The organism is Chitinophaga pinensis (assembly GCF_007896845.1).
Classification (GTDB): Bacteria; Bacteroidota; Bacteroidia; order Chitinophagales; family Chitinophagaceae; genus Chitinophaga; species Chitinophaga pinensis_C.
Genome location: NZ_VOHS01000001.1, coordinates 197,957 through 223,319, shown reverse-complemented (window position 1 = coordinate 223,319; position 25,363 = coordinate 197,957). Strand labels below are relative to the sequence as shown.

At 44.3% G+C, this 25,363-nt stretch carries 20 protein-coding genes, 1 tRNA gene and 1 pseudogene; 18 read left to right on the top strand and 4 right to left on the bottom strand.

Features of this window, described 5'->3' with window-relative positions:
- The 10 genes and pseudogenes from FEF09_RS00905 (at nucleotide 1) to FEF09_RS00865 (ending at nucleotide 8,348) form a co-directional block, all read left to right on the top strand.
- Nucleotides 1–770, top strand: a pseudogene (locus tag FEF09_RS00905) (DUF3050 domain-containing protein).
- 72 nt (nucleotides 771–842) lie between these two features.
- Nucleotides 843–915 (top strand) — tRNA-Phe (locus tag FEF09_RS00900).
- A gap of 383 nt (nucleotides 916–1,298) precedes the next feature.
- On the top strand, nucleotides 1,299–2,183 hold the full coding sequence (locus FEF09_RS00895; protein WP_146302985.1) for a DUF488 family protein: 885 nt from the start codon (nucleotides 1,299–1,301) through the stop codon (nucleotides 2,181–2,183).
- Between the two features lie 6 nt (nucleotides 2,184–2,189).
- Nucleotides 2,190–2,780, top strand: a complete 591-nt coding sequence (locus FEF09_RS00890) for a hypothetical protein (RefSeq protein ID WP_222596903.1) — start codon at nucleotides 2,190–2,192, stop codon at nucleotides 2,778–2,780.
- Nucleotides 2,780–3,046 carry a hypothetical protein gene (locus FEF09_RS31330; protein WP_222596902.1) on the top strand — a complete coding sequence of 89 codons (267 nt, stop codon included), beginning with the start codon at nucleotides 2,780–2,782 and terminating at the stop codon, nucleotides 3,044–3,046. Before FEF09_RS00890 ends, FEF09_RS31330 begins: the two co-directional genes overlap by 1 nt.
- Before the next feature lie 110 nt (nucleotides 3,047–3,156).
- Nucleotides 3,157–3,957, top strand: coding sequence for a helix-turn-helix domain-containing protein (locus FEF09_RS00885; RefSeq protein WP_146302983.1), 801 nt, complete (start codon nucleotides 3,157–3,159; stop codon nucleotides 3,955–3,957).
- 101 nt (nucleotides 3,958–4,058) lie between these two features.
- Nucleotides 4,059–4,274 (top strand): hypothetical protein, encoded by a 216-nt coding sequence (locus FEF09_RS00880; RefSeq protein WP_146302981.1) that lies wholly within the window; start codon nucleotides 4,059–4,061, stop codon nucleotides 4,272–4,274.
- A gap of 38 nt (nucleotides 4,275–4,312) precedes the next feature.
- Nucleotides 4,313–5,839, top strand: coding sequence for a DUF885 domain-containing protein (locus FEF09_RS00875; RefSeq protein ID WP_146302979.1), 1,527 nt, complete (start codon nucleotides 4,313–4,315; stop codon nucleotides 5,837–5,839).
- Between the two features lie 274 nt (nucleotides 5,840–6,113).
- Complete coding sequence (locus FEF09_RS00870; protein WP_146302977.1) at nucleotides 6,114–7,220, top strand: SPFH domain-containing protein; 1,107 nt, start codon at nucleotides 6,114–6,116, stop codon at nucleotides 7,218–7,220.
- A 6-nt stretch (nucleotides 7,221–7,226) separates the two neighbouring features.
- Nucleotides 7,227–8,348: a zinc finger domain-containing protein gene (locus FEF09_RS00865; RefSeq protein ID WP_146302975.1), complete on the top strand. Its 1,122-nt coding sequence runs from the start codon at nucleotides 7,227–7,229 to the stop codon at nucleotides 8,346–8,348.
- A gap of 73 nt (nucleotides 8,349–8,421) precedes the next feature.
- On the opposite strand, the gene FEF09_RS00860 is transcribed toward FEF09_RS00865, so the two are convergent.
- Genes FEF09_RS00860 through rpiA form a run of 3 tightly spaced genes read right to left on the bottom strand, consistent with a single transcriptional unit; the run spans nucleotide 8,422 to nucleotide 10,572 of the window.
- Nucleotides 8,422–9,267, bottom strand: coding sequence for a sulfurtransferase (locus tag FEF09_RS00860; RefSeq protein WP_146302973.1), 846 nt, complete (start codon nucleotides 9,265–9,267; stop codon nucleotides 8,422–8,424).
- 45 nt (nucleotides 9,268–9,312) lie between these two features.
- Nucleotides 9,313–9,879 (bottom strand): methyltransferase family protein, encoded by a 567-nt coding sequence (locus tag FEF09_RS00855; RefSeq protein WP_146302971.1) that lies wholly within the window; start codon nucleotides 9,877–9,879, stop codon nucleotides 9,313–9,315.
- 18 nt (nucleotides 9,880–9,897) lie between these two features.
- On the bottom strand, nucleotides 9,898–10,572 hold the full coding sequence (gene rpiA, locus FEF09_RS00850; protein ID WP_146302969.1) for a ribose-5-phosphate isomerase RpiA: 675 nt from the start codon (nucleotides 10,570–10,572) through the stop codon (nucleotides 9,898–9,900).
- Between the two features lie 78 nt (nucleotides 10,573–10,650).
- On the opposite strand from rpiA, the gene FEF09_RS00845 reads away from it, so the two are divergent.
- The 8 genes from FEF09_RS00845 to FEF09_RS00810 are packed head-to-tail and all read left to right on the top strand — an operon-like array spanning nucleotide 10,651 to nucleotide 20,621.
- The gene (locus FEF09_RS00845; protein ID WP_146302967.1) at nucleotides 10,651–11,943 is read left to right on the top strand and encodes an MFS transporter; all 1,293 of its coding nucleotides are present in this window, start codon (nucleotides 10,651–10,653) and stop codon (nucleotides 11,941–11,943) included.
- A 10-nt stretch (nucleotides 11,944–11,953) separates the two neighbouring features.
- Entirely contained in the window at nucleotides 11,954–12,916 is a 963-nt protein-coding gene (locus FEF09_RS00840; protein ID WP_146302965.1) for a carotenoid biosynthesis protein, read from the top strand.
- A gap of 52 nt (nucleotides 12,917–12,968) precedes the next feature.
- Nucleotides 12,969–13,310, top strand: a complete 342-nt coding sequence (locus FEF09_RS00835) for a hypothetical protein (RefSeq protein WP_146302963.1) — start codon at nucleotides 12,969–12,971, stop codon at nucleotides 13,308–13,310.
- Between the two features lie 39 nt (nucleotides 13,311–13,349).
- Nucleotides 13,350–14,654, top strand: coding sequence for an SWIM zinc finger family protein (locus FEF09_RS00830; RefSeq protein WP_146302960.1), 1,305 nt, complete (start codon nucleotides 13,350–13,352; stop codon nucleotides 14,652–14,654).
- 5 nt (nucleotides 14,655–14,659) lie between these two features.
- The gene (locus FEF09_RS00825; RefSeq protein ID WP_146302958.1) at nucleotides 14,660–16,108 is read left to right on the top strand and encodes a DUF5691 domain-containing protein; all 1,449 of its coding nucleotides are present in this window, start codon (nucleotides 14,660–14,662) and stop codon (nucleotides 16,106–16,108) included.
- 42 nt (nucleotides 16,109–16,150) lie between these two features.
- On the top strand, nucleotides 16,151–17,227 hold the full coding sequence (locus tag FEF09_RS00820; protein WP_146302956.1) for an ATP-binding protein: 1,077 nt from the start codon (nucleotides 16,151–16,153) through the stop codon (nucleotides 17,225–17,227).
- A gap of 9 nt (nucleotides 17,228–17,236) precedes the next feature.
- On the top strand, nucleotides 17,237–19,483 hold the full coding sequence (locus tag FEF09_RS00815; protein WP_146302954.1) for a DUF5682 family protein: 2,247 nt from the start codon (nucleotides 17,237–17,239) through the stop codon (nucleotides 19,481–19,483).
- Nucleotides 19,484–19,490: 7 nt separating this feature from the next.
- Nucleotides 19,491–20,621 carry a VWA domain-containing protein gene (locus FEF09_RS00810; RefSeq protein WP_146302952.1) on the top strand — a complete coding sequence of 377 codons (1,131 nt, stop codon included), beginning with the start codon at nucleotides 19,491–19,493 and terminating at the stop codon, nucleotides 20,619–20,621.
- Here FEF09_RS00810 and FEF09_RS00805 read toward each other — a convergent pair whose 3' ends face one another.
- Nucleotides 20,622–25,298: a DUF3320 domain-containing protein gene (locus FEF09_RS00805; RefSeq protein ID WP_146302950.1), complete on the bottom strand. Its 4,677-nt coding sequence runs from the start codon at nucleotides 25,296–25,298 to the stop codon at nucleotides 20,622–20,624.
- Nucleotides 25,299–25,363 lie beyond the last annotated feature (65 nt).

Here is a 25,363-nt window from a genome sequence, read left to right as displayed (position 1 = left end):
ATGACTGGCATACCACACATTAAGCGCATTATTGCTCCTGTAAGAGAGCGTATCATACAACATCCTTTATATCCTGAGATGCAGCGCATGGATGATATCCGTGCATTTATGCAGTATCATGTGTTTGCTGTATGGGATTTTATGTCACTCCTGAAATCGCTTCAGAGAAATCTTACCTGTACTGATATTCCCTGGATCCCGAAAGGTAGCGCTGCTACCCGTTTCCTGATCAATGAAATCGTAACCGGTGAAGAAAGCGATGTTGCTCCTGATGGTACCCGCCTTAGTCATTTTGAACTGTATCTTCAGGCAATGGAACAGGTAGGCGCCGATACATCCGGTATCAAAGAATGCCTGCAGCAACTGGAGAGAGGTAAATCCCTCACCGCTGTGATCAATGGGCTGCCACCTGCAGTACGTGGTTTTGTAAAACATACCTTCGATCTGATTGCAAACGAACCTGTGCATGTACAGGCAGCTGTTTTCACATTCGGTCGTGAAGATCTGATCCCGATATGTTCCTTGCACTGGTGAACGATCTGGACAAACAATTCCCCGGACAAATCAGCTTGTTTAAATATTATCTCGAAAGACATATTGAAGTAGATGGCGATCATCATAGTCACCTCGGCATGGAGATGGTACAGGAGCTTTGTGGCAACGATCCGCAGAAATGGGAGGAGGCAGCACATGCTTCAAGAGCTGCTCTGGAACAGCGAAACGCGCTGTGGAACGGGATCTTAGAAGAAATTAAAAGTTTTGTTGAATAAAATTTGGAAGTTAATTTTTAATTTGCTTATCTTTGCAATCCCTTCACGAGAGAAGGATAACAAAAAAGCAATGGTGCGGTAGCTCAGTTGGTAGAGCAAAGGACTGAAAATCCTTGTGTCGGCGGTTCGATCCCGCCTCACACCACACAAAGCCTCTGGTAAATACCGGAGGCTTTTTTGTTTTTAGACAATATGCTCATGGTTTAAATACATCCTATCCTTGTTCTAGTCATTCTCCCCCTAAACAGAGATCTACGATAGCGATGATAAGTTAACTACCCGTAAAGAGCCATATGTTGGTTTAATATTTCAAAGAGTATTTTACTACATACACTGATGTGCATAAAATTAATTTTAAGCTAATGCTATTCAAAGATCTTCTGTACAACGCTGCTTACTATCGGTAAATATCTAAAATAGAGTCAGGAATTTTATCTCAAAATCAATCTTGATATTTAGTTGAATACTGGTTAACTCGTGTTGCTTTTCCAATTAGGAGGAACGCTACACAACATCTATCTTTATAACATGTTTTATAGACGTAAAATTATTCTCGCTTTGTTAGAGCTTTTTGAAGGCGAACTTGAAAAAATTCGCCTTCAGAAACTTTTATTCTTGTTTTGTCAGAAACAGGAAAAAGCCGACTATGATTTTATTCCTTATAAGTATGGTTGCTATTCGTACTCTGCAAATGCTGATATGACTGCAATGGCAAAAAAAGGGTTATTGGCCGAAACTATAACAAGTTTTCAAAAAACTGATACCGTTAGTTATTTGAAGCTATTGAAGGCTACTGATCTTTCTATGCTCAAAAGTATAAAAGTACTTTATGGAGGAATGGATAGTGCCGCATTGATGAAGCACACGTATAGAAATTTCCCCTATTGGGCTATTAATAGTATTAAGGCTCCTTCCATTCTATCAAAAGACGAGCTGGATAAAGTAGAAAAGCAAAAAGGTTCATCTGATCAAACGATCCTATATACCATTGGTTACGAAGGAGGAAGTTTAGAAGATTATTTAAATCGATTATTAAGAAATGATGTCAAGGTTCTGGTTGATGTCAGGAATAATCCTTTAAGTATGAAATTTGGCTTTAGTAAAAGCCTTCTTAAACGCTACAGTGAAAGCCTGGGTATAATGTATATGCATTTTCCTGAAGTCGGTATTGTGTCGGATAAAAGACAAGCTCTGAATACTCAAGCAGACTATGATAGATTATTTGAGGATTATTGTGAGAACAATATCCCCAAAACAATTGATACTCAAATAGATATTCTAAAAATCTTACAGGAATATAAGCGAATTGCGTTAACTTGCTTCGAGGCAAACCATTGTCAATGTCACAGAAGCCATTTAGCAAATGCAATAAAAATGCTACCGGGCTTCAAGTATGAAGTAAAACACATTTAGCATTGTATGTCCCGAAAAAAAGTCCTTATAACTGTTACCACGTATCCTCTTCCATCAAGAAGCCACGACGAATTAGTTTGTACTGCCGGTATGCTTGAAACCGGGGAAATGATTAGAATTTATCCTGTTCCTCTAAGCTTTCTAGGGGATCTTAAGGGAAGTGGCCAAGTCAAAAGCGTTAAGTATACATGGATAGAATTAGCCCTTAGAAAAAGAGCAGACGATTTTAGACCAGAAAGCTATTCTCCTGTAAATTATGATTTCCACGACCTGCAAATATTAGGCGAACGTCTGGATACTAAAAATAATTGGCAGGCTCGCAAAGAAATTTGTCTCCGCAAGGTTTATACAAATATGGATACACTTATCGGGGATTCAAGAGCGCCTAAAAATATATCTCTCGCCGTATTCAAACCTACAAATATTATCAAATTATATTGGGAGCCAACAGAGAGGGAGTGGAAAAACGAATGGAAAGAATTACGTAAACAGGGTGATCTATTCCTTCCTGATAAAGACCCGGAAATTGTAATTCCTAAACTTCCATATAAATTCAGCTATATTTTACCGATGAAACCGGTAAGGAAAGGAAATTAATGATCGAGGATTGGGAAATTGGAGCATTGTATTGGAATTGTTTGAAATCAACCAATGGAAATGAAGAAGAAGCGCTTCAAAAAGTAAAGGCCAAATACGAGGATGAGTTTAAGGAGAAAGATCTTCACTTCTTTATGGGTACAACTAAGCAATGGCATATACGGCGTGCTACAAACCCGTTTGTGATTATCGGAGTCTTCTATCCAAAGAAAGAACTTCATGGAAAGGAATCGCCAAAGAATGATATACAAACGTCCTTATTTTAGTCTTTAAATGAAATAATTATTAAACGTTTGCACATCCCAAAGTATAATAATAGATCTTCCTCTTTTGTAATTAGAAACTATTAGCTTTATTCTATCTAAACCTGATGACCATGAACAATGCTGTTGCATTCTCCAGGGGCTGCTACGTCGGATCAAAAGTGAAGGAACATACCATAGGTCATATCACGACCAGCGAAACTGTTTTCCCTGAAAACTTTACCTCCGACTGGCACTATCATGAGAACCCTCATTTCTCGCATATCCTTTCCGGTGGCAGTCAGGAAATAAGGGGCAGAAAAGCAGATCATCAGATCCCCGGTGCAGGTTTATACTACTACCCCGGTATTGTGCATCAGAACGTACATTACCGTCCCGGTACCCGTATTTTCAATCTTGAAATTGCAGACACTTTCTTTACAACATACAACATCACTATTCCTCCGGAATCACTGATGTATGAGAGCAATACTGTACTGAACACAGGTGGTTTGCTGCATATTCTGAAAGAACATTATTATAACGATGATTGCAGCCTTCTTTCCATAGATCAACTGAGCATTAGTTTAATGGATGTTAATCCGGTCATAGAGAAGCATTATCCTGCATGGACCAGACAAATACTCAACGTCATGAATGATGTCTGGAATGAGCCGCTATCATTGAAAGAACTCGCAGCAGCAGTTGACATCCACCCTGTTACATTATCCAAGTATTTTACAAAATACTTTTCCTGCACACTGGGAGAATATTTCAGAAAGATTAAAGTAGACCGCGCATTAGCATTGATCCGTTCACAAAAATATTCACTGACTGAAATTGCATACATGAGCGGATTTACTGATCAGGCACATTTCACAAAAACTTTCCGGCAGATCACCGGAATGCTTCCAAAAGAATACAGAAAGATCTGACCGGCGCTCCGGCGCTAACACAATACAATTTTGCGGCAAGACAAGCGGCTACATTTGCATCAACAAAATGACAGTGTACATAAACTGTCCACGTATGCACAATGAAACAACTCTTTTTAAAAACCGCCAGCTTCTTCACATTATATGGCTGCCTGTCTGTTAATGTCGCTCATGGTCAGTCACAGCATGCCCAATTACAGCGCTTATTTGAAAACTATTATCAGGAAACACTGCGGCTCGATCCGATCACAGCTACCTTCACCGGCTATCATGAATATGATAACCAGCTGGCAATGATGGATCTGTTACTTATTTAGCGGAGAAAGAACAGTTCGATAAAAAGTATCTGAAACTGTTGACTTCCTTTTCAAGACAATCACTGAATACAGCAGATCGTATTTCTTTTGACGTACTGAAAGAAATACTAGACATGGATCTCCAGCGATTGAAACATCATACGGAATATCTTCCGATGAATCAGTTTTCTTCTATCCCACTTTTAATCGGACAACTAGGTTCAGGAGAATCTGCACAACCATTTGCAACGATCAAAGATTATGAAAACTGGCAGCAACGTATCAGTGCTTTTGCACGCTGGACAGATACTGCTATCAGTAACATGAGAAAAGGCATCGCTACAGGTATGGTATTACCTAAAGCATTGGTTATAAAGATGATTCCGCAAATGATCTCGCTGGCTGAAAAAGACTCTGCAAAAAGCATCTTTTTCCAACCCCTGAATAAAATACCAGCCAGCATCACCGGCGCGGATCGTGAGCGATTAAAACGATCTTTCTTACAAAGTCTGACCACACAATTATTACCTACTTATCAACGCCTTGCAGACTACCTGCAACAGGAATATCTTCCACATGCAACAGACAGCGCAGGACTCTCGGGTATTCCCGGCGGTAACGCGATGTACAACTACTACGTACGCTATTTTACTACTACGGATCTGACACCGGAACAGCTGTATGAAACAGGCATAAAAGAGGTAACAAGGATCAATGCTGAGATGGAGGAATTGAAAAAACAGATTGGTTTTAAAGGAAGCTTACAGGAGTTCTTTGTCTTTGTCAGAACCGCCCCACAGTTTATGCCGTTTAAAACAGCAGACGAAGTACTGCAGGCATACCGGGATATCTATAAGAAAGTACAACCACGGCTTCATACCATGCTGAGCGTAGTACCAAAAGCCACATTTGAAATCAGACGTGTGGAAGCTTTCCGCGAAGCAGCACAAAACGGCCCCTCTTACTCAATCGGCGCCATGGATGGAAGTCGTCCGGGGATATTCTATGTGCCGGTGCCTGATCCGAAGAAAATCAATGTTACCTTTCTCGGCATGGAAGCCACCTTCCTGCATGAGGCCATTCCGGGACATCATTATCAGATATCCTTACAACAGGAAAACAAAACACTCCCAACGTTCAGAAGATCCATCAGTTTCAGTGCCTTTACAGAAGGATGGGCTTTGTATTGTGAATCATTTGGCAGGCAGCTGGGATGTTACACGACGATTGATCAGCAGATTGGTGCATTGAATAATGAAATTCATCGTGCAATAAGACTGGTAACAGATGTTGGTATCCATACCGGCAGAATGACCAGAGAGGAAGCCATCTCTTATATATTAGCACATGAATCTATCAGCGAAGAAGATGCTGTTAATTCCGTAGAACGCTACATGGCCTTGCCGGGGCAGGCGCTTACTTATAAAACGGGAGAACTGGAAATCATCAGATTACGTGAAGTATGCAGAAAAAAACTGGGTAGCAGATTTAGTCTCATCAGGTTCAATGATGCTCTGCTTCAACAGGGGGATATGCCCCTGAAAGTACTGGAACACTACCTGCAGGAATGGGCCGCAAAACAATAATCATTTTTATCTGAGTAATAGAAAAAGCAGTTACATTAGTGACTGCTTTTTTTTTGTATTAAACCCCTTTCAGCCTATGAGCGATCTTTATTCCGGAAAATGGGCAGGACAATACACCATTATGAAGTGACCAACGGCGCGCTGAAAGACACCTGCCGGACTGCATGGCGTCTGGTCCATGAAAAAATTATAGTGCCATGATATTTTTTACCGCCTTCCTATACAATATATTACACCTTTATTCTATTTTCATACTACCGTAAATCCGTCTTATATGGGACTATTTGACAAACTCCGCAACGAATTTATCGACATCATAGACTGGGTCGATACCTCTAATGAAATCATAGTATGGAAATTTCCCCGCTATCAGAATGAGATCAAGATGAATGCAAAGCTGACTGTGCGTGAATCACAGTTGGCGGTGTTTCTGAATGAAGGCGTTGTAGCCGACATTTTCAAACCGGGCATGTACACGCTGACTACGCAAAACATGCCTATTCTTACCACCTTGAAAGGCTGGGTATATGGATTTAACAGTCCATTCAAGGCAGACGTGTACTTCGTAAGTACCCGCCAGTTCATCAATCAGAAGTGGGGAACCCGTAATCCTGTTATGCTGCGTGATGCAGAATTTGGTCCGGTACGTCTGCGTGCGTTCGGCAGTTTCGCATTCCGTGTACAGGATGCTGGATTGTTCATTAAAGAGATTGCTGCTACCAATCCGGAATTCACAGTAGAGGGTGTGAATGAGCAGCTGCGTAATCTTGCCATCACCCGTGGTATGGATGCGATCGCACAGGCAAAGATCCCGGTACTGGATCTGGCAGCCAATTACGATGAGGTATCTGCACTGATTACCAATAAAATACAGCCGGAATTCAATGCAATGGGTCTGGAACTGACCAAGTTCCTGATCGAAAATATCTCCCTTCCTCCGGAAGTGGAAGCTGCAATGGACAAACGTACCAGTATGGGTATCGTTGGTAATCTGGGTGCTTATGCACAATTCCAGGCGGCCAATGCTATGGAACAGGCTGCACAGAATCCTAACGGAGGTTTGGCTGGCGCTGGTATGGGAGCAGGTTTAGGTATGGCAATGGGTAGTCAGATGGGCAATGTGTTCCAGCCAAATACCGTACAGGGAAGTAATGAAGCGCCGCCGCCATTACCAGCTGCTGTGCAATACTATGCCGCGATCAATGGTCAGCAGGCGGGCCCTTATACAATGGACCAGCTGACACAACTGGTAGCTGCGGGTACAATCAACCAGCAAAGCCAGATGTGGAAAAAAGGCATGACCAACTGGGCAGCAGCCAATACGATGCCTGATCTGGCCGGTTTATTTAACAATACACCACCACCTTTACCTATTCCGTAATCGTTCATGGATCCATATTCCCAGGCGGAGCAATCCGCCGCTCTGAATACGTCGTTGCAATGCAACAGCTGTGGGGCCACCCTTCATTATGCACCTGGTACCCATCAGCTGAAGTGTACTTATTGCGGCTCAACTAACGAGATCGTACAGGAAAATACAGGTCCTGTTGTATCCGTAGATTATGATTCATTTATACACAGCACTAACAGTCTGAGTGCACAACGCACGGCAAAGGTGGTATCCTGCAAAAACTGCGGGGCCTCCACTACCCTGCTGGCGGAAGTCAACTCAGAGAACTGTACCTTCTGTGCAAGTCCCCTCGTTATCAGCGATGCGGAAAGTAAACAAATTGTCCGGCCACATTATATCCTTCCTTTTGCCATCACACAGCAACAGGCAGCTACCAACTTTCAGACCTGGATGAAAAAGCTCTGGTTTGCTCCTTCTGATCTGGCTCAGCTGGTGACAGGGCATGCCAGTCAGCTGAGAGGTATGTACCTGCCACACTGGACTTATGATGCGGATGCAAAGACTGAATATGACGGTCGTCGTGGTGATTATTACTATGAAACTGAATACTACACCGAAACAGTCAATGGCCGGGAAGAACAACGCTCCAGACAGGTACGCCATACAAGATGGCATAGTGTGAGCGGCACTGTGTATAATGAGTTCAATGATATTTTTGTAATTGCCAGTGCCTCACTTCCACGCAAAGTAGCGGAGCGCTTAGAGCCATGGCATATGCAGGCACTCGTTCACTATAATGAACAGTATGTCAGTGGTTTCCGTTCTGAGCTCTATCAGGTATCTCCTGAAGATGGTCTGGAGCAGGCAAAGCTGATCATGCGCAATATCATCGAGCAGACCATCCGCCGTGATATCGGAGGAGACGAACAGCGAATCGAAGAGTATTATGATACCTATCGTAATATTGCTTTAAAGTATCTGCTGCTACCTGTGTGGATCAGCGCCTACAAGTACAATAACAAGATCTATCACTTTACAGTGAATGCTTCTACCGGTGAGGTTGTGGGTGAAAGACCATACAGCGGCACCAAGATTGCGCTGCTGGTAATAGCGATCATCGCTGTTGTGATCTTCATTCTGTATCTGAGCAAACAATAGTCTTTTATCGTATAACAAAAGGCGTCAACAGCTTATCACTGTTGACGCCTTTATTATTTCATGTATGTTTATATTATGCTCCGACAGCTACTGGTCTGGCATCATCCGTGATCCATTCACTCCAGGAACCTGCATATAACTTCGGCATCGCATAACCGGCATAATTAGCCAGCAACACGTTAAATGCCGCAGTAACTCCTGATCCACAATAGAAGATCACATCATCTTTCGCAAAATCAGCCGCAAAATAGCCCCTTACCACATCATGTCCTGCAACCAGTCCTTCTGGTGTGATATTGGCGTTAAATGGCCTGGAAATCGCTTCAGGAATGTGTCCTGCTACCGGATCAATCGTTTCATTCTGACCGGCATATCTGTCGGCCGTTCTTGAGTCGATTACACAACTGCCATGTTCATTGGTTGCTTTCAGCACGGCTGCAGCATCTGCCAATAATGTATCGTCATAGCGGGCAGTAAATGTCCCGGCGACTGGTGTAACCACTCCGACTTCCAGCGGGTATGCTTTTTCAGTCCATACCTTCTTCCCGCCATCCAGTACAGCAGCCTGTTCATGGCCGGCCCATTTCAGCAACCACCACAATCTCGCGGCCGCCATAAAGCCTGCACCTGCGTCGTATGCGATTACCTGTGTATCAGGTGTAATACCCCATGATGCTATTGTCGCTTCAAGTGCTTTCTTTTCTGGTAAAGGATGCCTGCCGGTTTTACCGGCGATGACAGGTCCGGAAAGATCTTTGTCCAGATCAGCATACAGCGCACCGGGTATATGTGCTTTCTCATATTCTTTACGGCCCCACTCTTTATCATTCAAAGCAAAGCTGCAATCAATGAAAACTACATCCGGTTTGTTCAGGAGCGCATGCGCCTCTGCAGGTTTTACAAAGTTAGTATAGCTCATACTGTGTCCCTTTATGTGTTAACAGATACGTCCGTGTCACCGGTATCAGTACACGAACGGTATTAATCTCCAGGTTTCCTTTTTATAGTCTATATATTCCTGTCCGAAGTTACTGATCAGTAATTCCTCTTCCACCTTCATCCTGTACAGAAAAGTGAGCAATACAGGTACAAAACTGATGACCAGTCCTATCCAGCTATTCAGGGCAAATCCATTTCCCAGAAAAGACAACAGAGAACCCAGATAAGACGGATGACGCATGTATTTGTACATGCCTTTTCTGACTATTCTGTGATCACTGCGGATAGCCACATCTACCGTAAAGAACCGTCCCAATGTGTAGATGGCAATAAAACGGTAGATCATGCCTGCTACAATCATTATCAGACCTGCCTGTACAATCACAGGAGAGGTACTGATAGGCAGCATATGCAGCTGTCGCGACAGTATATGCGCCAGCGGTAATGCGATCATAATAGTGATCCAGATAAACCGCAGAGATTGTTTGTCTGCCTGTGTCTTATCTGACTGAGAAGATCTTACGAGCCGGTTCAGCAGCACTTCTGACAAGACCCAGATGACAGCAATGATCTGATGGAGGGTTTCATACATAGGAAGGAATATCAGGTATTAAAGTGTTTTTACTTCGCCATTTTCATAAGCGATGATCACGGTTGGTTTCAGGTTGATGAACAAACCTGTTTCCACCACTCCGGTCATTGCTTTCAGCTGATGATGCAGCTGTTCAGGATTTTCTATTGCACCAAACATACAGTCGAGGATATAGTTTCCATTATCTGTGATGTAAGGTTTATCTTCTCTGGTCCTCAAGGTAGGAGCACCTTGCAGGGACTGTATACTTTTGAATACGAGTTCCCATCCAAATGGAATAATTTCTACCGGCAGGGGGAATTTACCCAGTGTTTTTACATATTTTCTTTCATCGGCCACTATCACTTTTCTTCTGCTGGCGTGTGCGACGATCTTTTCACGCAGTAAGGCGCCGCCACCACCTTTGATGATCTGTAAATCTTCACTGATTTCATCTGCACCATCAATATCTATGTCCAGCTGCTGGATCTCGCTGAAAGAGGTAATGGGTATACCCAGGGCTATTGCCTGTTGCTCGGAGGCAATGGAGGTAGCTACCGCGCGGATATTCAATCCTTCCTTTACCATCTGACCAATCTTTTCTATCGCCCAGTAAGCAGTTGACCCGGTTCCCAATCCTACTAACATACCGGGCTGTACCAACGATGCAGCCTTCTCTCCGGCTGCTTTCTTTGCTTTTGTGATCGTGTCCATGATTATCCTTTAATTGTTTAGCAATATAAGACTATTGCCCCGATTGTATTATTTTTGGAAGCCACGCTCCTATCAATAATGAATACAAATCAAAAAAGCGACACCGCTCACCGCATTAAAGCGATCTTTACAGGCTCCATCGGTAATCTCGTTGAATGGTACGACTGGTATGCCTATGCCGCATTCGCTCTGTACTTTGCACCTGCTTTTTTCCCAAAAAGCAATCCTACTGCCCAGTTACTTGATACCGCTGCCATCTTTGCTGTAGGTTTCCTGATGCGTCCTATCGGTGGATGGCTCTTTGGAACAATTGCCGACCGCAGGGGCCGGAAAGTGTCCATGACGCTTTCCGTACTACTCATGTCACTGGGTAGTATGATGATCGCTCTGGCACCCACATATACCACTGCCGGTATATTATCTCCCGTGATGTTGCTGACAGCCAGGTTACTACAGGGGCTGAGCGTAGGGGGAGAATATGGTACTTCTGCCACCTATTTAAGCGAGATATCCACACCTGATAAAAGAGGCTTTTATTCCAGCTTTCAATATGTGACGCTTATCGGCGGACAGCTCATTGCACTTGGTATTCAGCTTTTGCTGCAGAAGGTGTTTCTGAGCCCGGAGCAACTGCATGAATGGGGATGGCGTATTCCTTTTGTAATAGGCGCCCTCCTGTCACTCTTTGCCCTCGTTATCCGTCAGCATATGCAGGAGACCGTCGCTGCTGAAAACGAAAATAAAAAAAGAGGCTCTGTGCTTATTCTCCTGAAAGAACATCCCCGGGCGGTCCTGACTGTAGTCGGACTCACTATGGGAGGAACACTGGCGTTTTATACCTATACCACCTATATGCAGAAATTTCTGGTGAATACAGTACACCTTACCAAAGAAAGGTCTACCCTGCTCACCTTTTTTCTCATGCTGATATATGCCTGTCTGCAACCGCTCTTTGGTATGCTGAGTGACAAAATCGGCCGTAAACCTTTACTACTTGGTTTTGGTATACTGGGTACCCTGTTAACCGTGCCTATCCTTACCGCAATCAGTCATGCAGCTTCAGAATGGGTGGCTTTTTTCCTCATCCTTTCAGCGCTGATCATTGTGAGTGGCTATACCTCTATCAATGCTGTGGTAAAGGCGGAAATGTTTCCTGCTGAGATCCGGGCATTAGGTGTCGGACTTCCTTACGCATTGACGGTGGCTCTGTTTGGTGGTACAGCAGAGTACATTGCTCTATATTTTAAGAATGCGGGACATGAGTCACTGTACTACTGGTACATTACGGGTTGTATCTTTATTTCACTGATCGTTTATGCTGTTGTGAGAGATACCAAACACACGTCGTTTATGGACAAAGAACAACTATAAAATACCTGCTATGTTCCCTTACCCCAATATGCCCTATGGCATTCCTCCGGCAATCTGTTATCCCCTGACAGAATCCTGTATGTTAGTACTGTTCTTTCTGACCCTGTTATATGCATGGAAAAGAGGTACAGGCCATGTCGCCTATATGCTGGGTGGCTTTGGTTTCGGCCTTTTACTGGAATATGTGAACGTCGTATCCAATGCCGGTTATAAATATGGCCAGTTCTGGCTCATGCTGGGACATGCACCTGACAATATCCCTGTTTGTATCGGTATGGGCTGGGGTATTATCATTTACACTTCCAGATTGATTTCTGACAGCCGGGGACTACCCCTGATAGCAGCTGCTGCGTTTGATGCTTTGCTGGCACTCAGTATAGATCTCAGTATGGATGTTGTTGCTTACCGTTTGCACATGTGGCATTGGGATTGGGCCAACAGACCTGAGTTTCCTGATCCCCTTACCGCCCAATGGTTTGGTGTGCCTTACGGCAATTTCTTCGGATGGCTGTGTGTGGTGTTTTTCTATTCGACTTTTGCACGGACACTGGAAAAAGTGCGTTTTCGCAATAACATAGTTTTGAAGCTCTGGCAGACGCTTACCCCTTTATTGTCAATCCTCATTTCACAGGTCGCGCTATGGATTACCCTTTTTCCGATGGCCACCTGGCTGAATGATCAATTTCATATCAGAAGCCGGGAAAAACTGATCTTTCTCCTGATCTTACTTCCCATATTGACCATATGGGGTTTCAGCAAAAGAAAAACGATACTTCCTCCGGCACTCCCCTATATTACCTGGCTGGTCCCTGCATGGTTCCATCTTTACTTTTTTGTGTGGCTGTTCATCGGCGGGTTTGCGACAGAAAATGCCTGGATGACCTTTTTCTGTGTACTGAATCTGTTGATTGGCATAGTAATACACTGGTGGATACATTTACTTCCCGTTCGTAAAGCAGCAATAGGATCGTAATAGTTTAATCCCGAACTTAGCAATCAAGTGGCTATTAAAAATTAATGAAACAATGCAACAGGAAAGTAAACGTCAGAAAATCAGCAAAACGGCAGCTAAAACGGCTGTGAGAATATTTGTTATCGTGCTGTTCATGGGCATCCTGCCGCTGGTAGCGGGGAATGATCAGGGATGGAATGACCGTATCGCTAATGCACATCTTATCATCACGAATAAATGGACACTGGTATTTCCGGGCATTCTTTTAATCGGTTTCCTTTGGCTGGCCATTCTTTGTAAGAAGAATAAATACCAGCAGGTTGATGTAAACTGGTTACTCGTTTTGAATTCAGTTATCCTGATCACCTATCTCGTGATGTTATATTCCAGAATATACAAGGTATTGCTGGCGTAACATTGTTTGTAATACAATACTTTTTAAATCTTATATCCATTGCTCCTAACAGAAGAACAGGTGCTTTCCTTAGCACCGGACGAAGCTTCCAGAAAAGCCGGAAAGGCACTGGCTGGTGCAGCAAAATGGGTGAGTAAAGGGGCGAATGAACAAGCCTTGTGGGGAGAATGCCAGGGGAGTGGCAGCAAACCGTATCAAACCCAGATAGACCTCGCCGGAACCGCTTTCAAATGTAGTTGTCCGAGCCGCAAATTTCCGTGCAAACATGGTATTGGCCTCATGTTGCTATATGCCCGTGAGTCTGGTACCTTCACCGACAATACTCCTCCTTCATGGGTCAGTGAATGGCTGGAAAAAAGAGCCGGCAAAGAAATCAAAAAACAGGACAAAGAAGAAAAACAGGTAGACGAAGTTGCCCGTGATAAACGGCAACAGGCCCGTCAGCAGAAAGTAGAAGATGGTATTCATGAGCTGCTGCTCTGGATGAAAGATATCATCCGTAATGGCCTGCTGCAGTTGCCGGAAAAAGGCGCCTCCTACTGGGAAACAATGGCCCGCCGTATGGTGGATGCACAGGCACCCGGATTAGCAGCCATGGTACGTGGCCTCTCTGAGATCAACTTCTATAGTGAAGGCTGGCAACATTCCTTCATGGAACAATTGCTCCGTATCTACCTCGTTATTCAGGGTTTCAGACAGGGAGAAGCCCTTTCTCCATTGTTACAACAGGAACTCCGCACGCTTGTCGGATTCACACAAAGTCAGGAAGCTTTGCGACAAGAGACCGGCATAAAAGATACCTGGCTGATACTCAACAAACAAGTCACCGAAGAAGATAACCTTACTACCGAAAAATACTGGCTTTATGGTCTGCATTCCTATCAGCCTGCACTGGTACTCCAGTTCTATGCAAGAGGCATGTCCAGACCACAGCTACTGTTGACAGCAGGTATGTCTATAGAAGCGGAACTGGTATTCTTTCCATCAGAGAGCCCGCTAAGGGCATTGATCAAAGAACCTGTTACCAACAACAATCTGCAGGACACCTATGGTCTTCCCGGCTGGCAGGAACTTACAGCAGCTGAAACTTCACTGACAGAAAAGATGCCTGTCCGCAGCGAACGCCCTTATATTGTACAACAGCTGACACCTGTCCAGCATAATATGAAATGGTGGCTCAAAGACAGCAACGATCAGATCATGCCTGTAAAAGACGGCTTCCGTAATATCTGGAAACTGCTCTCCCTCAGTGGCGGCCAACCATTGGATATGGCACTGCTGGGTAAGGAACAGGAATATGAACCCCTCGGCGTCTGGCACAACGGCGTCTATAAATTGTTATAAGGGACATGTGGAATAATATCATTAACACGGCCCTTCTGGGTACCGGCAAAAAACAGTTGTCTCCTGCGGAGCTTCCAACAGACCTTGCGACTGTTGCCACTACTATCATGGAGGACAGATCACTCGATGCTGAAACACAGTTTCTGCACATAGCAGCGATCGTACTAAATTATCGCCAGAGTGGTGTCAGTGCTGAACATAACAGCGGCGTTCCTTTGCAGGCAGCTCCACCTGAAGAGCAACCTTATTGTAATAAAGCAGCTATATATGCGCTACAGGATGCACTCGATATGGATCTGCTGCCATTGGTTACCTATTGGCTGGAAGCCTGCTATGATAAAGGCCAGATCGTGGTACCGGAATATATTCCGGTATTACTGGAAACTGCGGTTTCTCAAAAACGTATCCGTCACCTGACGATGGCAGTTTGTGGGAAACGTGGTCAATGGCTCAGCAATATGAATGCGGACTGGCAATTCCCTTTTTCGCTCAGTAATGAAGATCGCTGGCAGACAGGCAGTGCTGAAGACCGCAGACAGGTGCTTCAGGAAATGCGTCAATCTTTTCCCGGTATAGGACGGGATTGGCTGATGCAGACATGGACACAGGAGAATACTTCTGCCAGAACAGAATTCCTGAAAATCATGCGCACGAACATCAGTGAAGATGACCTTCGCTGGCTGGAATCATTGCAGGAGAAAAATCAGAAAGTAAAGGATGAAATATGGGCACTGCTGAAACAGATCCCCTCTTCATTTATCGTACAGGCTTACTGGCAGGTACTACAACAGGCTGTTTCACGTGGCGCAAAACAATCACTTCAAATATCTCTGCAATTACCGCTGGATAAGATCATTATTGATTCAGGTATCGCTACACTGAGCAATGAAAAGCATCTCAGTGAAGAAGCTTATATCCTTTTTCAGCTGGCTGGCAGTGTGCCTCCGGTTTGGTGGGAATCACACTTCAAAGTTGACAAGGAAGAAGTGATCGACATCTTCCAGAACGATGATCTGGGTAAACGGTTTATTCCTGCATTGATACTTGCTGCAGGCCGTTTTAAAGATGCTGCGTGGCTCCGTTTATTATTAGCTACCAGTACCACTTTTTATCCTGATGTTATTCCTTTATTACCTGCTGCCGAACAAGAGGAATACGCATTGCGCCTGTTTGCTACTTATCCGCAGGATGTAATCAATTACCTCAGCAACCGCACAGAAGAATGGGGACTTAGTCTTACCGCTGAAGTACTGAAATGGATGGCCCGCAATCCTTATCAGTATACCCGTAATTTCTTTGACAAACATGTGTTACAGCTACCTCCGGCGATCGTAGAAGAACTGGATAAACTGACACCGGAAGAACCCGCCTATCAGGGTACCTGGAGGAATACCAGCGATCATATAAGAAAACTGATTTCCTGCAAAGTGCAGATAACAAACGCCTTCAAATAAAATCATTCAACACATAACAATCACCTTTTCAAGCATATAAAGATGTCCAACGTATTACGTCAACATGCAGAACAATTGTTCCTTGAAGAACTGGAAGAGCTGAAAAAACAGGACAGTGAAAAACGTCCCTATAACTGGGTATTGTCACCTCAATCTGTTGTGACTTACCTGATGGGCGGCACCCTGAAAAACGGATTTGAAATACAGCCAAAATATATCGGTAACCGCAGATTGATAGAGATCGCGGTGGCTACTCTTACGACAGACAGGGCACTGTTATTATACGGACTTCCCGGTACAGCCAAAAGCTGGGTGAGCGAACACCTTGCGGCTGCTATCAGCGGAGATTCTACCATGATTGTACAAGGTACTGCAGGTACCGGAGAAGAAGCCATCCGCTATGGCTGGAACTATGCCAGATTACTGGCGGAAGGACCTTCTGAAAAAGCATTGGTAGAAACCCCTGTTATGCGTGGTATGCAAACGGGTAAGATTGTCAGAATTGAAGAACTCACCCGTATCAGTGCGGATGTACAGGATACGCTGATCACCATATTATCTGAAAAAACACTTCCGGTGCCGGAATTGAATACCGCTGTAATGGCACAAAAAGGGTTCAATATCATTGCAACAGCCAATAACAGGGATAAGGGTGTAAACGATCTTTCCAGTGCCCTGAAACGCCGTTTTAATACGGTTATTCTGCCCGTACCTGATTCCATGGAAGAAGAGATAGATATCGTGCGTCGTCGTGTGGAAAGTTATGAGAAAGTAATGGATCTGCCGGCTGAGAAACCGGCATTGGAAGAGATCCGTCGCATTGTAACCATCTTCCGTGAATTAAGAAATGGTGTAACTGCTGATGGCAAAACAAAGATCAAAGTTCCATCCGGTACGCTGAGTACAGCAGAAGCCATTTCTGTGGTGAATAACGGTCTGGCCATGGCGGCTTACTTTGGCGATGGTCAGCTGAAAGCAGCAGATCTGGCTGCGGGTATTATCGGTGCTGTGCTAAAAGATCCTGTACAGGATAAACTTGTATGGCTGGAATACCTCGAGACTGTCGTAAAAACCAGAGAAGACTGGAAAGATATTTACCGCGCCTGCCGCGATCTATAAACAATTCATATGTCAATACACATACTGGGCATTCGACATCACGGACCCGGCTCTGCCAGACATGTGAAGGAATATCTTGAAAAAGTTAAACCGGATATTGTTTTGGTGGAAGGTCCGCCGGAAGCTGACGGCATTCTCGAATGGGTAAACAACGATCTGCTTAAGCCTCCTGTGGCCATTCTGGCTTATCAGCCTGATGCCCCGCAGAAAGCTGTCTTTTATCCCTTTGCAGAGTTCTCTCCTGAATGGCAGGCCATTCTGTATGCCCGCAGGAATAATATTCCTGTACGCTTTATGGATCTTCCTATGGCACATCAGTTTGAACTGAAAGCTGCGAAAGAACCGAAGGCAGATGCAGAAGAAGCTCCTTCACTTAATAATAGTCTGGCGCCATATATTCCCGATACACATATCGTGAGAAGAAATCCGGTTGCCTATCTCGCAGGTGCAGCAGGTTTTGCGGATGAAGAGAAATGGTGGGAACATATGTTCGAATACAGACAGGACCCCGATGCCGTATTTACCGCTGTTGCAGAAGGTATGCAGGCACTCCGTCAGGATCTTCACCTGCCTTATGATCGTGAAGAGCAACTGCGTGAAGCGCATATGCGTAAAACCATTCGTCAGGCAGAAAGAGAAATGTATACAGAAATCGCTGTTGTATGCGGTGCCTGGCACACTCCTGCCCTCCTGAACATGGGTAAGGCTAAAGATGATAATGAACTGCTAAAAGGGCTGCCTAAGGTTAAAGTAGCTACTACCTGGATACCCTGGACATATAACCGTCTCAGTTACAACAGCGGATATGGCGCCGGTATCAATTCTCCCGGATGGTATGAACATAACTGGCGCTATCCGGATGATGATGGTACCCGTTGGATGTCAAGAGTAGCCAGACTATTCCGTGAACAGCAGAAAGATATTTCCGTAGCACACGTAATGGAAGCCGTGCGACTGGCAAATGCGCTTACAGGCCTGAGAGGATTGCCCAAAGCGGGACTGGAAGAACTGAATGAAGCGACGCTCAGCGTACTTTGTAACGGAGAAGATATCCTGCTTCAATTGATTGATCAGGAACTGATCGTCAGTGATAAGATTGGAGAAGTTCCTACAGATATACCGCGACCACCTTTACAGACAGACATCGAAAAGCTACAAAAGAAATTACGGTTACCGCAAACTGCTGACTATAAAGACTATGTACTCGATCTCCGTAAGGACACAGATCTTGAACGTAGTATCCTGCTACACCGTATGGAGATGCTGGACATCCGTTGGGGACATCGTTATGGACCTTCGGGTAAAGGTACTTTTAAGGAGCAATGGCGTTTACAATGGGATCCCGGATTCTCTATTGATATTATTGAAAAGGGAAGCTGGGGAAATACAGTGGAAGAAGCGGCCTCTCAATATGTACAACATCAGGCAAAAACTGCTACCTCTCTGAAGGAAGTTTGTACGCTGCTTGAAACTGCTATTCCCGCAGAACTGCATAATGCCGTAGAAGCACTCGTACAACAGGTGAACAATCTGGCGGCTGCTACTGGTGATGTGATGCAACTGATGACCGTTATTCCCGGTCTGGTGCAGATCAGCCGTTATGGTAACGTGCGAAAAACAGATGCGACATTGGTTGACAATATTGTTGCCGGTATGATCACGCGTATCTGTATTAGTTTGCCTGCCGCCTGTATTGGTATTGCGGATGATGCAGCAGCTGAATTGCTGGAGCTGATCTACAATATGAATGATGCTTTACTCATCTTACAGGATCCTGAACTGACGACACAATGGCAACAAACAATCTCTCACATCGCCGGCAATGACAGCTCCGCTCCCGTTATCGGTGGTTATGCTACAAGATTGCTGGCCGATCACAGACAATTATCCGGCAATGATCTGGTAAGAGTATTCAGTTATGCAATGTCTGCTGCTACGCCACCTGTTACTGCTGCTGCCTGGCTGGAAGGATTTCTGAAAGGCAGCGGTACATTACTGTTGGTAGACAATGATCTCTGGACAGTAGTATATAACTGGATGCATCAACTGGAAGAAGATGCATTTAAACAACTACTCCCGTTGTTACGCAGAACCTTCTCCGGCTTTACGAAAGCAGAAAGAAGAAAACTCGGAGAAAAAGCAAAAGGTGGTATCAGTGGTACTACCGGTGTATCTCAGCAAACAATGGAGAACATTGATGCTATAAGAGCACTGAGAGGCGTTCCTGTCGTGCTGCAAATGTTGGGCGTTAAATAATACAGATATGGATGATTTAAATAAATGGCGGCTGGTACTTGGCGGAAATGAATCTGACGGTACTGGTTATTCACTCAGCGGCACAGAGCTCCAGATGGATAAAACACTGGAAGCTTTGTATGACAGCGAAAAGAAAGGAGGCCTTGGTGCTTCCTCTCCTAATGTCAGCCGCTGGCTGGGCGATATCCGTACCTTCTTTCCTGCATCTGTTGTGCAGATTATGCAACGTGATGCTTTACAACGCCTGAATATCACACAGATGTTGTTTGAAAAGGAAATGCTGGAAAATGTAGAACCGGATGTACATCTGGTGGCTACATTACTTACATTAAAACATGCTATTCCAGATAAGACCCGTGACACGGCGAGGCAAGTTGTGAAACGTGTTGTAGACGAACTCCTGAAAAAACTGACACAGCCCACTTTACAGGCTATTACCGGAAGTCTGCACAGGAGTATCCGTAACAGAAGGCCTCGTCACAACGAGATCAACTGGCACGCAACTATTCTTAAGAACCTGCGGCATTATCAACCGGAGTATAAAACGATCATCCCTGAAACACGTATTGGATACGGCCGTAGAACGACTTCATTGAAAGACGTAGTGCTTTGTCTTGACCAGAGTGGGTCGATGGGTTCATCTGTTGTCTATTCGGGTATCTTCGGCTCTGTAATGGCTTCCATACCTGCTATTAAAACACGTATGGTCGTCTTTGATACTGCTGTTGCCGATCTTACAGAAGAGCTGAAAGATCCTGTTGATCTTTTATTTGGTGTACAACTTGGTGGAGGAACAGATATACAGGCGGCACTCTCCTATTGTCAGCAGATCATTACCCGTCCGACAGATACGGTATTGGTACTGATCACCGATCTGTTTGAAGGAGGAAGTGATGATAAGATGCGTAAACGCGCTACTGAATTAACAGCAGCGGGCGTACAGGTCATCGTATTACTTGCTTTGAACGATGATGGTGCTCCCGCTTATGATCACGGTAATGCACAATTTCTGTCCAATCTGGGTATTCCGGTGTTTGCCTGTACGCCCGATAAATTTCCTGATCTGATGGCTGCCGCCCTGAGTAAACAGGATATCAACAACTGGGCAGCCAGAGAAGATTTTATACTAAAGAAATAACTACTTTACTTTTAACCACTCATCGTCCTGGTAGATGATACCATCTGCCAGGGCTTTTTCTACCGCCTCCTGCAAATCTGTACGCAGATCTTCCGTTACACGTGCAAAGCCTAATGTTTTTGCAATAACAGGTATTGCTGCTGTTACAGTAATTGCAACTGCATCCTGTACTGTTTTCTCAACAACTGCTCCTAATTCTTCCGGTGCTATATAAGTCATCTTTCGTGATGCGGAAGGAAGATTCGCTCTGCTGCGCACCAACGGTTTCTCCATCTCCGCATCCCAGAGGAATTCGTCTTTCACAACAACCGTATCATTGCCTACAGCATCTGCTATCGCCTGTTTTAATACCTCACGAATCCTGTTACCCACCCGGGATACATCCGCAGCATCCAGTATTCTTCGCGTAGCTTCTTCCACATGCACCGGACTCTCCACGCGTACAATCATTTCCAGCCATGATCTCAGTTTATCTGACGGATGTTGATGCAAATCTTTTAACGCTATTTCCTCTGGTAATACAGCCATTTCGTATAATGGCACATCTGCTCCCTCCTCTTCTTCCTCTCTTAGCATAGTATAGTCTTCCGGTACAATCGCTTCCTGAGGTTCTCCTTCATTTGCACGCAACTCTTCAATTGCTGCAATCAGTCTTTTCAATTCGCGTACGGGATGACGGAACCAATCGGTGCTCCATACAGTATAGATATTCCATCCCATATTTTCCAGTACCTGCTGACGTAATCTATCTCTGTCTTTTGCAGAACGGGCAGAATGATAGGCAGCACCATCACACATAATCCCCATGATATATTTGCCCGGATGTTCCGGATCAATAATCGCCAGATCAATATAGAATCCTTTGCTGCCAATCTGTTTTTTCACGTTATAACCTGCAGCTGTCAGTTGTTCTGCAACCAATGTTTCAAAAGGAATATTTGCAGGCAATCCATCTGCATAAGATCGATGCATAGAACCATGTTGCGCGAAATACAGGAAGTTCTTCAGAGCACGTACACCTTCGCTTTCTGTTTTATTCAGATCGATATCATCTGAAGTCAGATTCGTAAATACTTCGCATCGTTGTTTTGCACGCGTGATCAATACGTTCAGCCGTTTCTCTCCTCCTTCATTGTTAAGTGGTCCGAATGCAAGACTGATTGTTCCTTCCGGCGTACGACCATAACCTATACTGATAAATATTACATCACGCTCATCTCCCTGTACATTCTCCAGATTTTTCACAAAGAATGGTTCGTGTGGGTGTGCTTTGAAGAATGATTCCAACTCCGGCAATTTCTTTCTGGCCGCTTCAAGCGATTGTTGTATCGCCTGCATCTGTGCGGTACTGAAAGCAACAACACCTAAACTCATTTCAGGATGTTGTTTTGCATGTTCGATCACGGCTGAAGTAATAGCCTCTGCTTCCTGTTGATTGGTTCTTGTTTTACCACGATCGTATGTTGCCTCTTTCAGATGATGATAAACTAATCCCATCTTATGCGCAGCACCGGGGCTTGGAAAGATCACCAGTTTATTTTCATAAAACTCATGATTCGACATCGTAATCAATGATTCGTGACGGCTACGATAATGCCAACGCAACATTCTTTGTGGAGCTCCCTGTGCGTCACACATACCCAGTATGCTCGGCATATCTGCAGTTACGTTTTCTTCATCGTCTACTTCCTTCATCAGTGAATCAAAGAAACTACTTGGTGGCAACTGTTTACTATCGCCCACCACTACTAACTGCTTTCCTCTCAGCAACGCACCTAATGCATCAACAGGTCTTACCTGACTCGCTTCGTCAAAGATGACCAGATCAAACTGTAAAGAACCAGGTGGAAGGAAATTAGCAATAGAAAGAGGACTCATCATAAACACCGGTTTGATGGCCTGTATTGCCAGTCCGGCTGCCTGTACCAATTTACGGATAGGCATATGTCTCGCCTTTTTATTAAACTCGGTACGCAATACGTTTACTTGTCCGCCGGCCTCCAATGGAGGGATCCCCTCATAGTGTTTTAACGCGGCACGTGCTCTGTTATACTGGAGATTGAGTGTATCTAATTTTACAAATTGTTTGACAGCTGCTTCATGACTTGATCTTTCAAACTTCCTGATTGAAGCATGTGTCATGAGTGCTTTTTCCCACAGGTATTCAAACCATGTTTTTTGCAATGCACCTTTTAATGCCGTCACTGCTTCCGGCCAGTATGCTACTGCTTCTGTCAATACTGACAGGCCTTCTGTTTTTGCAGTATCCGCCAGATTATTCCACGAGATCGCATGATGTATATCGGGTAATCCATCTATCCATGATTGCATCATTACAATCTGTTCTTCATAGGGACGTTGCAGAAGTGGCGTAACATCTCTGAAGCGACGTTGTTCGTTCAAAGCAAAAGCAGCAATCACTGCATCAATAGCAGCGCCTTGTTGTTGCAATGTTCTCAGCAAGGTATCATAATAACGTTTTGCTATTTCAACCGGCTCATTCTTTTCGAGATAATCAAGGATAACAGCTGTACATGTACCGTAACTGATTTGTTTATGTACTTCCGTTATATAATTAGTAATGGTTTCGAGTGCTTCCCAGTTAGATTGACCTTTCTGCCAACGTTGCTGGAATAATTCTTTCGCCAATGTTTCCTGTTCCTGTAACTGTTTGTCCAATCTTCTTGCTTCGAGTATTGCATCTACGCAAGCCAGTTTTTCGGGCAAAGTATCAGGTGCTCCTGCTTTACATAGAGCAGCCAGCTGACGATTGGTTTTGTTATAATCTCCTTTCAGAAATTTATACCATTTATCTCCATATGCCAACAGGTTCTGTCTTATTTCCAACACCTGCTGATCCCATGCTTCCGGAATAAGTATAGCATCATATGCCTGATGTATCTGACGTAAGCGTTTTCCTGTTTGCAGTAATTCTTTGATATCTTCTTTCTGTTGTAACCAGGCAGGATGTCTTAACTGCACACCGCTTATATCAGGACGCACAGATGCCAATTGTACAAAGAAAGAAAGGTCCATACTATTCTTTCTGTTCAACGGCATCGGTAATCCAACCTGACCAGCGATAATCGCACTTTCATGTTGCAGAGATGTTGTTGTATCCAGCGCTTTTTGTAAAACAGGAATAAGTCTGTCTTGTTCAGCGGGAACAAGTACAGTCAATCCGATACCCCAGAACAATAAAGAAGATGGCATTCCTGTCTCCTTCAGACGATGTTCAATCCTGACAGCCATCGCTTCTGCGCGTTGCATGCTTAAAGCATTCCAGCTATCTATATCCGGTATTGCAATTCTCGGTAAAGTAATATCTACAAATTGCTCTTTCAGCTGTAACAGATACCCCATCAGTTGTTGTGGAGTAATTCCACTTTCACCAACAGGTGTATTCACAGCAATACTATAATCGTTTAGTTCTTTACGATAATCATTTAGCAAGGTGACTTCCTGTTGTAATTGCAGGATAGCAGGCTTACGTAATTCCAGTGTTTTTCTTAACTCCTGATGTAATTCTTTTTTATTGGCTTTATGACTATGCAATTCAAGACAGGCGTCTCCAAGTTGTATACTATCCAATCTGCGTTTTACGACTTCAAGTGCCGCCATTTTCTCTGCAACAAACAACACTTTTTTTCCTTCACCGATTGCGTTGGCAATAAGGTTAGTGATGGTCTGTGATTTACCTGTACCCGGAGGACCTTGTATCACCAGATTACGTCCCTCCTGTACTGCCAGCATAGCGAGTAATTGAGATCCATCTGCATCTACTACCTGATGTAATTCGTGCGCGGTAGTTTCTGTATCGATGAATGCATCTTCCGGTACTTCGGGAGCACCTTCTGAGAATCCATCCCCAAATAAACTCTGAAGAATAGGATGATTGGCCGGTTGTTCATCTGCTGGCCATCCGTCGCTATCCAGATCATGATATAACATTAGTTTTCCGAAAGAGAAAAAACCCAGTTCGACAGCATCTGTGGTTACCTCCCAGCCATCCATTCCATTGATAGCGGCATCGATCTGTTGTATATATTCTGTAACAGCTATTTCTTCTGACTCCGGCATGTCCGGCAATACAATACCGTATTCTGCTTTGATCTTGGTCTGCAGACTAAGATTCATTTCTACATCACTACCGGTATAGCGTAAACGAAAGCGTTCTCTTGCGCTGGAGCGTTCCAAAGAAACAGGTATTAATATTAAAGGCGCGTACCGTGCTTCCTTTCCGTTATCCTTTTCATACCACTTTAACATACCCAATGTCAGGAACAGAATATTGACACCCTGTTCTTCGAGGCTGGTACGTGCAGCGTAATAGGTATTCAGTAGTCTGTTTTGCAAAGCTGTAGCAGTTTCAGTTGTCTGTAGCCGGGTATCGTGTACGACTTCTTCCGGTTCGGGCAAGGTGACAGGTTCCGGTAATATCACCGGTTCTGTTACTTCTGCTGCTGTTTCTTTCTTTTCTTTTACATCAGTTTTGGGGAGGAAGGTCATTGCCTTGCTCTGCTTCACCAGTACTTCATAAATATTGGTGATGCTTTCCTGTTCAATATGTACTCCACGACTTACGGGTAAACGGTAATTCAATAAGGGGTTACGTAGTCCCAGATCCAGTAATTCCCGGCGGGAAGCCTCTAGCTTAATAAGGATTGATTCCTTCATGTACAGTTCGTTGTAAGAACAAAAAAATGATAATTTATGTTAAGAACGATTATTGACGATAATTT

Coding starts and splice junctions, on each gene's coding strand:
- FEF09_RS00895 (WP_146302985.1), top strand. CDS start 1,299: ATGTTTTATAGACGTAAAATTATTCTCGCTTTGTTAGAGCTTTTTGAA.
- FEF09_RS00890 (WP_222596903.1), top strand. CDS start 2,190: ATGTCCCGAAAAAAAGTCCTTATAACTGTTACCACGTATCCTCTTCCA.
- FEF09_RS31330 (WP_222596902.1), top strand. CDS start 2,780: ATGATCGAGGATTGGGAAATTGGAGCATTGTATTGGAATTGTTTGAAA.
- FEF09_RS00885 (WP_146302983.1), top strand. CDS start 3,157: ATGAACAATGCTGTTGCATTCTCCAGGGGCTGCTACGTCGGATCAAAA.
- FEF09_RS00880 (WP_146302981.1), top strand. CDS start 4,059: ATGAAACAACTCTTTTTAAAAACCGCCAGCTTCTTCACATTATATGGC.
- FEF09_RS00870 (WP_146302977.1), top strand. CDS start 6,114: ATGGGACTATTTGACAAACTCCGCAACGAATTTATCGACATCATAGAC.
- FEF09_RS00865 (WP_146302975.1), top strand. CDS start 7,227: ATGGATCCATATTCCCAGGCGGAGCAATCCGCCGCTCTGAATACGTCG.
- FEF09_RS00860 (WP_146302973.1), bottom strand. CDS start 9,267: ATGAGCTATACTAACTTTGTAAAACCTGCAGAGGCGCATGCGCTCCTG.
- FEF09_RS00855 (WP_146302971.1), bottom strand. CDS start 9,879: ATGTATGAAACCCTCCATCAGATCATTGCTGTCATCTGGGTCTTGTCA.
- rpiA (WP_146302969.1), bottom strand. CDS start 10,572: ATGGACACGATCACAAAAGCAAAGAAAGCAGCCGGAGAGAAGGCTGCA.
- FEF09_RS00845 (WP_146302967.1), top strand. CDS start 10,651: ATGAATACAAATCAAAAAAGCGACACCGCTCACCGCATTAAAGCGATC.
- FEF09_RS00840 (WP_146302965.1), top strand. CDS start 11,954: ATGTTCCCTTACCCCAATATGCCCTATGGCATTCCTCCGGCAATCTGT.
- FEF09_RS00835 (WP_146302963.1), top strand. CDS start 12,969: ATGCAACAGGAAAGTAAACGTCAGAAAATCAGCAAAACGGCAGCTAAA.
- FEF09_RS00825 (WP_146302958.1), top strand. CDS start 14,660: ATGTGGAATAATATCATTAACACGGCCCTTCTGGGTACCGGCAAAAAA.
- FEF09_RS00820 (WP_146302956.1), top strand. CDS start 16,151: ATGTCCAACGTATTACGTCAACATGCAGAACAATTGTTCCTTGAAGAA.
- FEF09_RS00815 (WP_146302954.1), top strand. CDS start 17,237: ATGTCAATACACATACTGGGCATTCGACATCACGGACCCGGCTCTGCC.
- FEF09_RS00810 (WP_146302952.1), top strand. CDS start 19,491: ATGGATGATTTAAATAAATGGCGGCTGGTACTTGGCGGAAATGAATCT.
- FEF09_RS00805 (WP_146302950.1), bottom strand. CDS start 25,298: ATGAAGGAATCAATCCTTATTAAGCTAGAGGCTTCCCGCCGGGAATTA.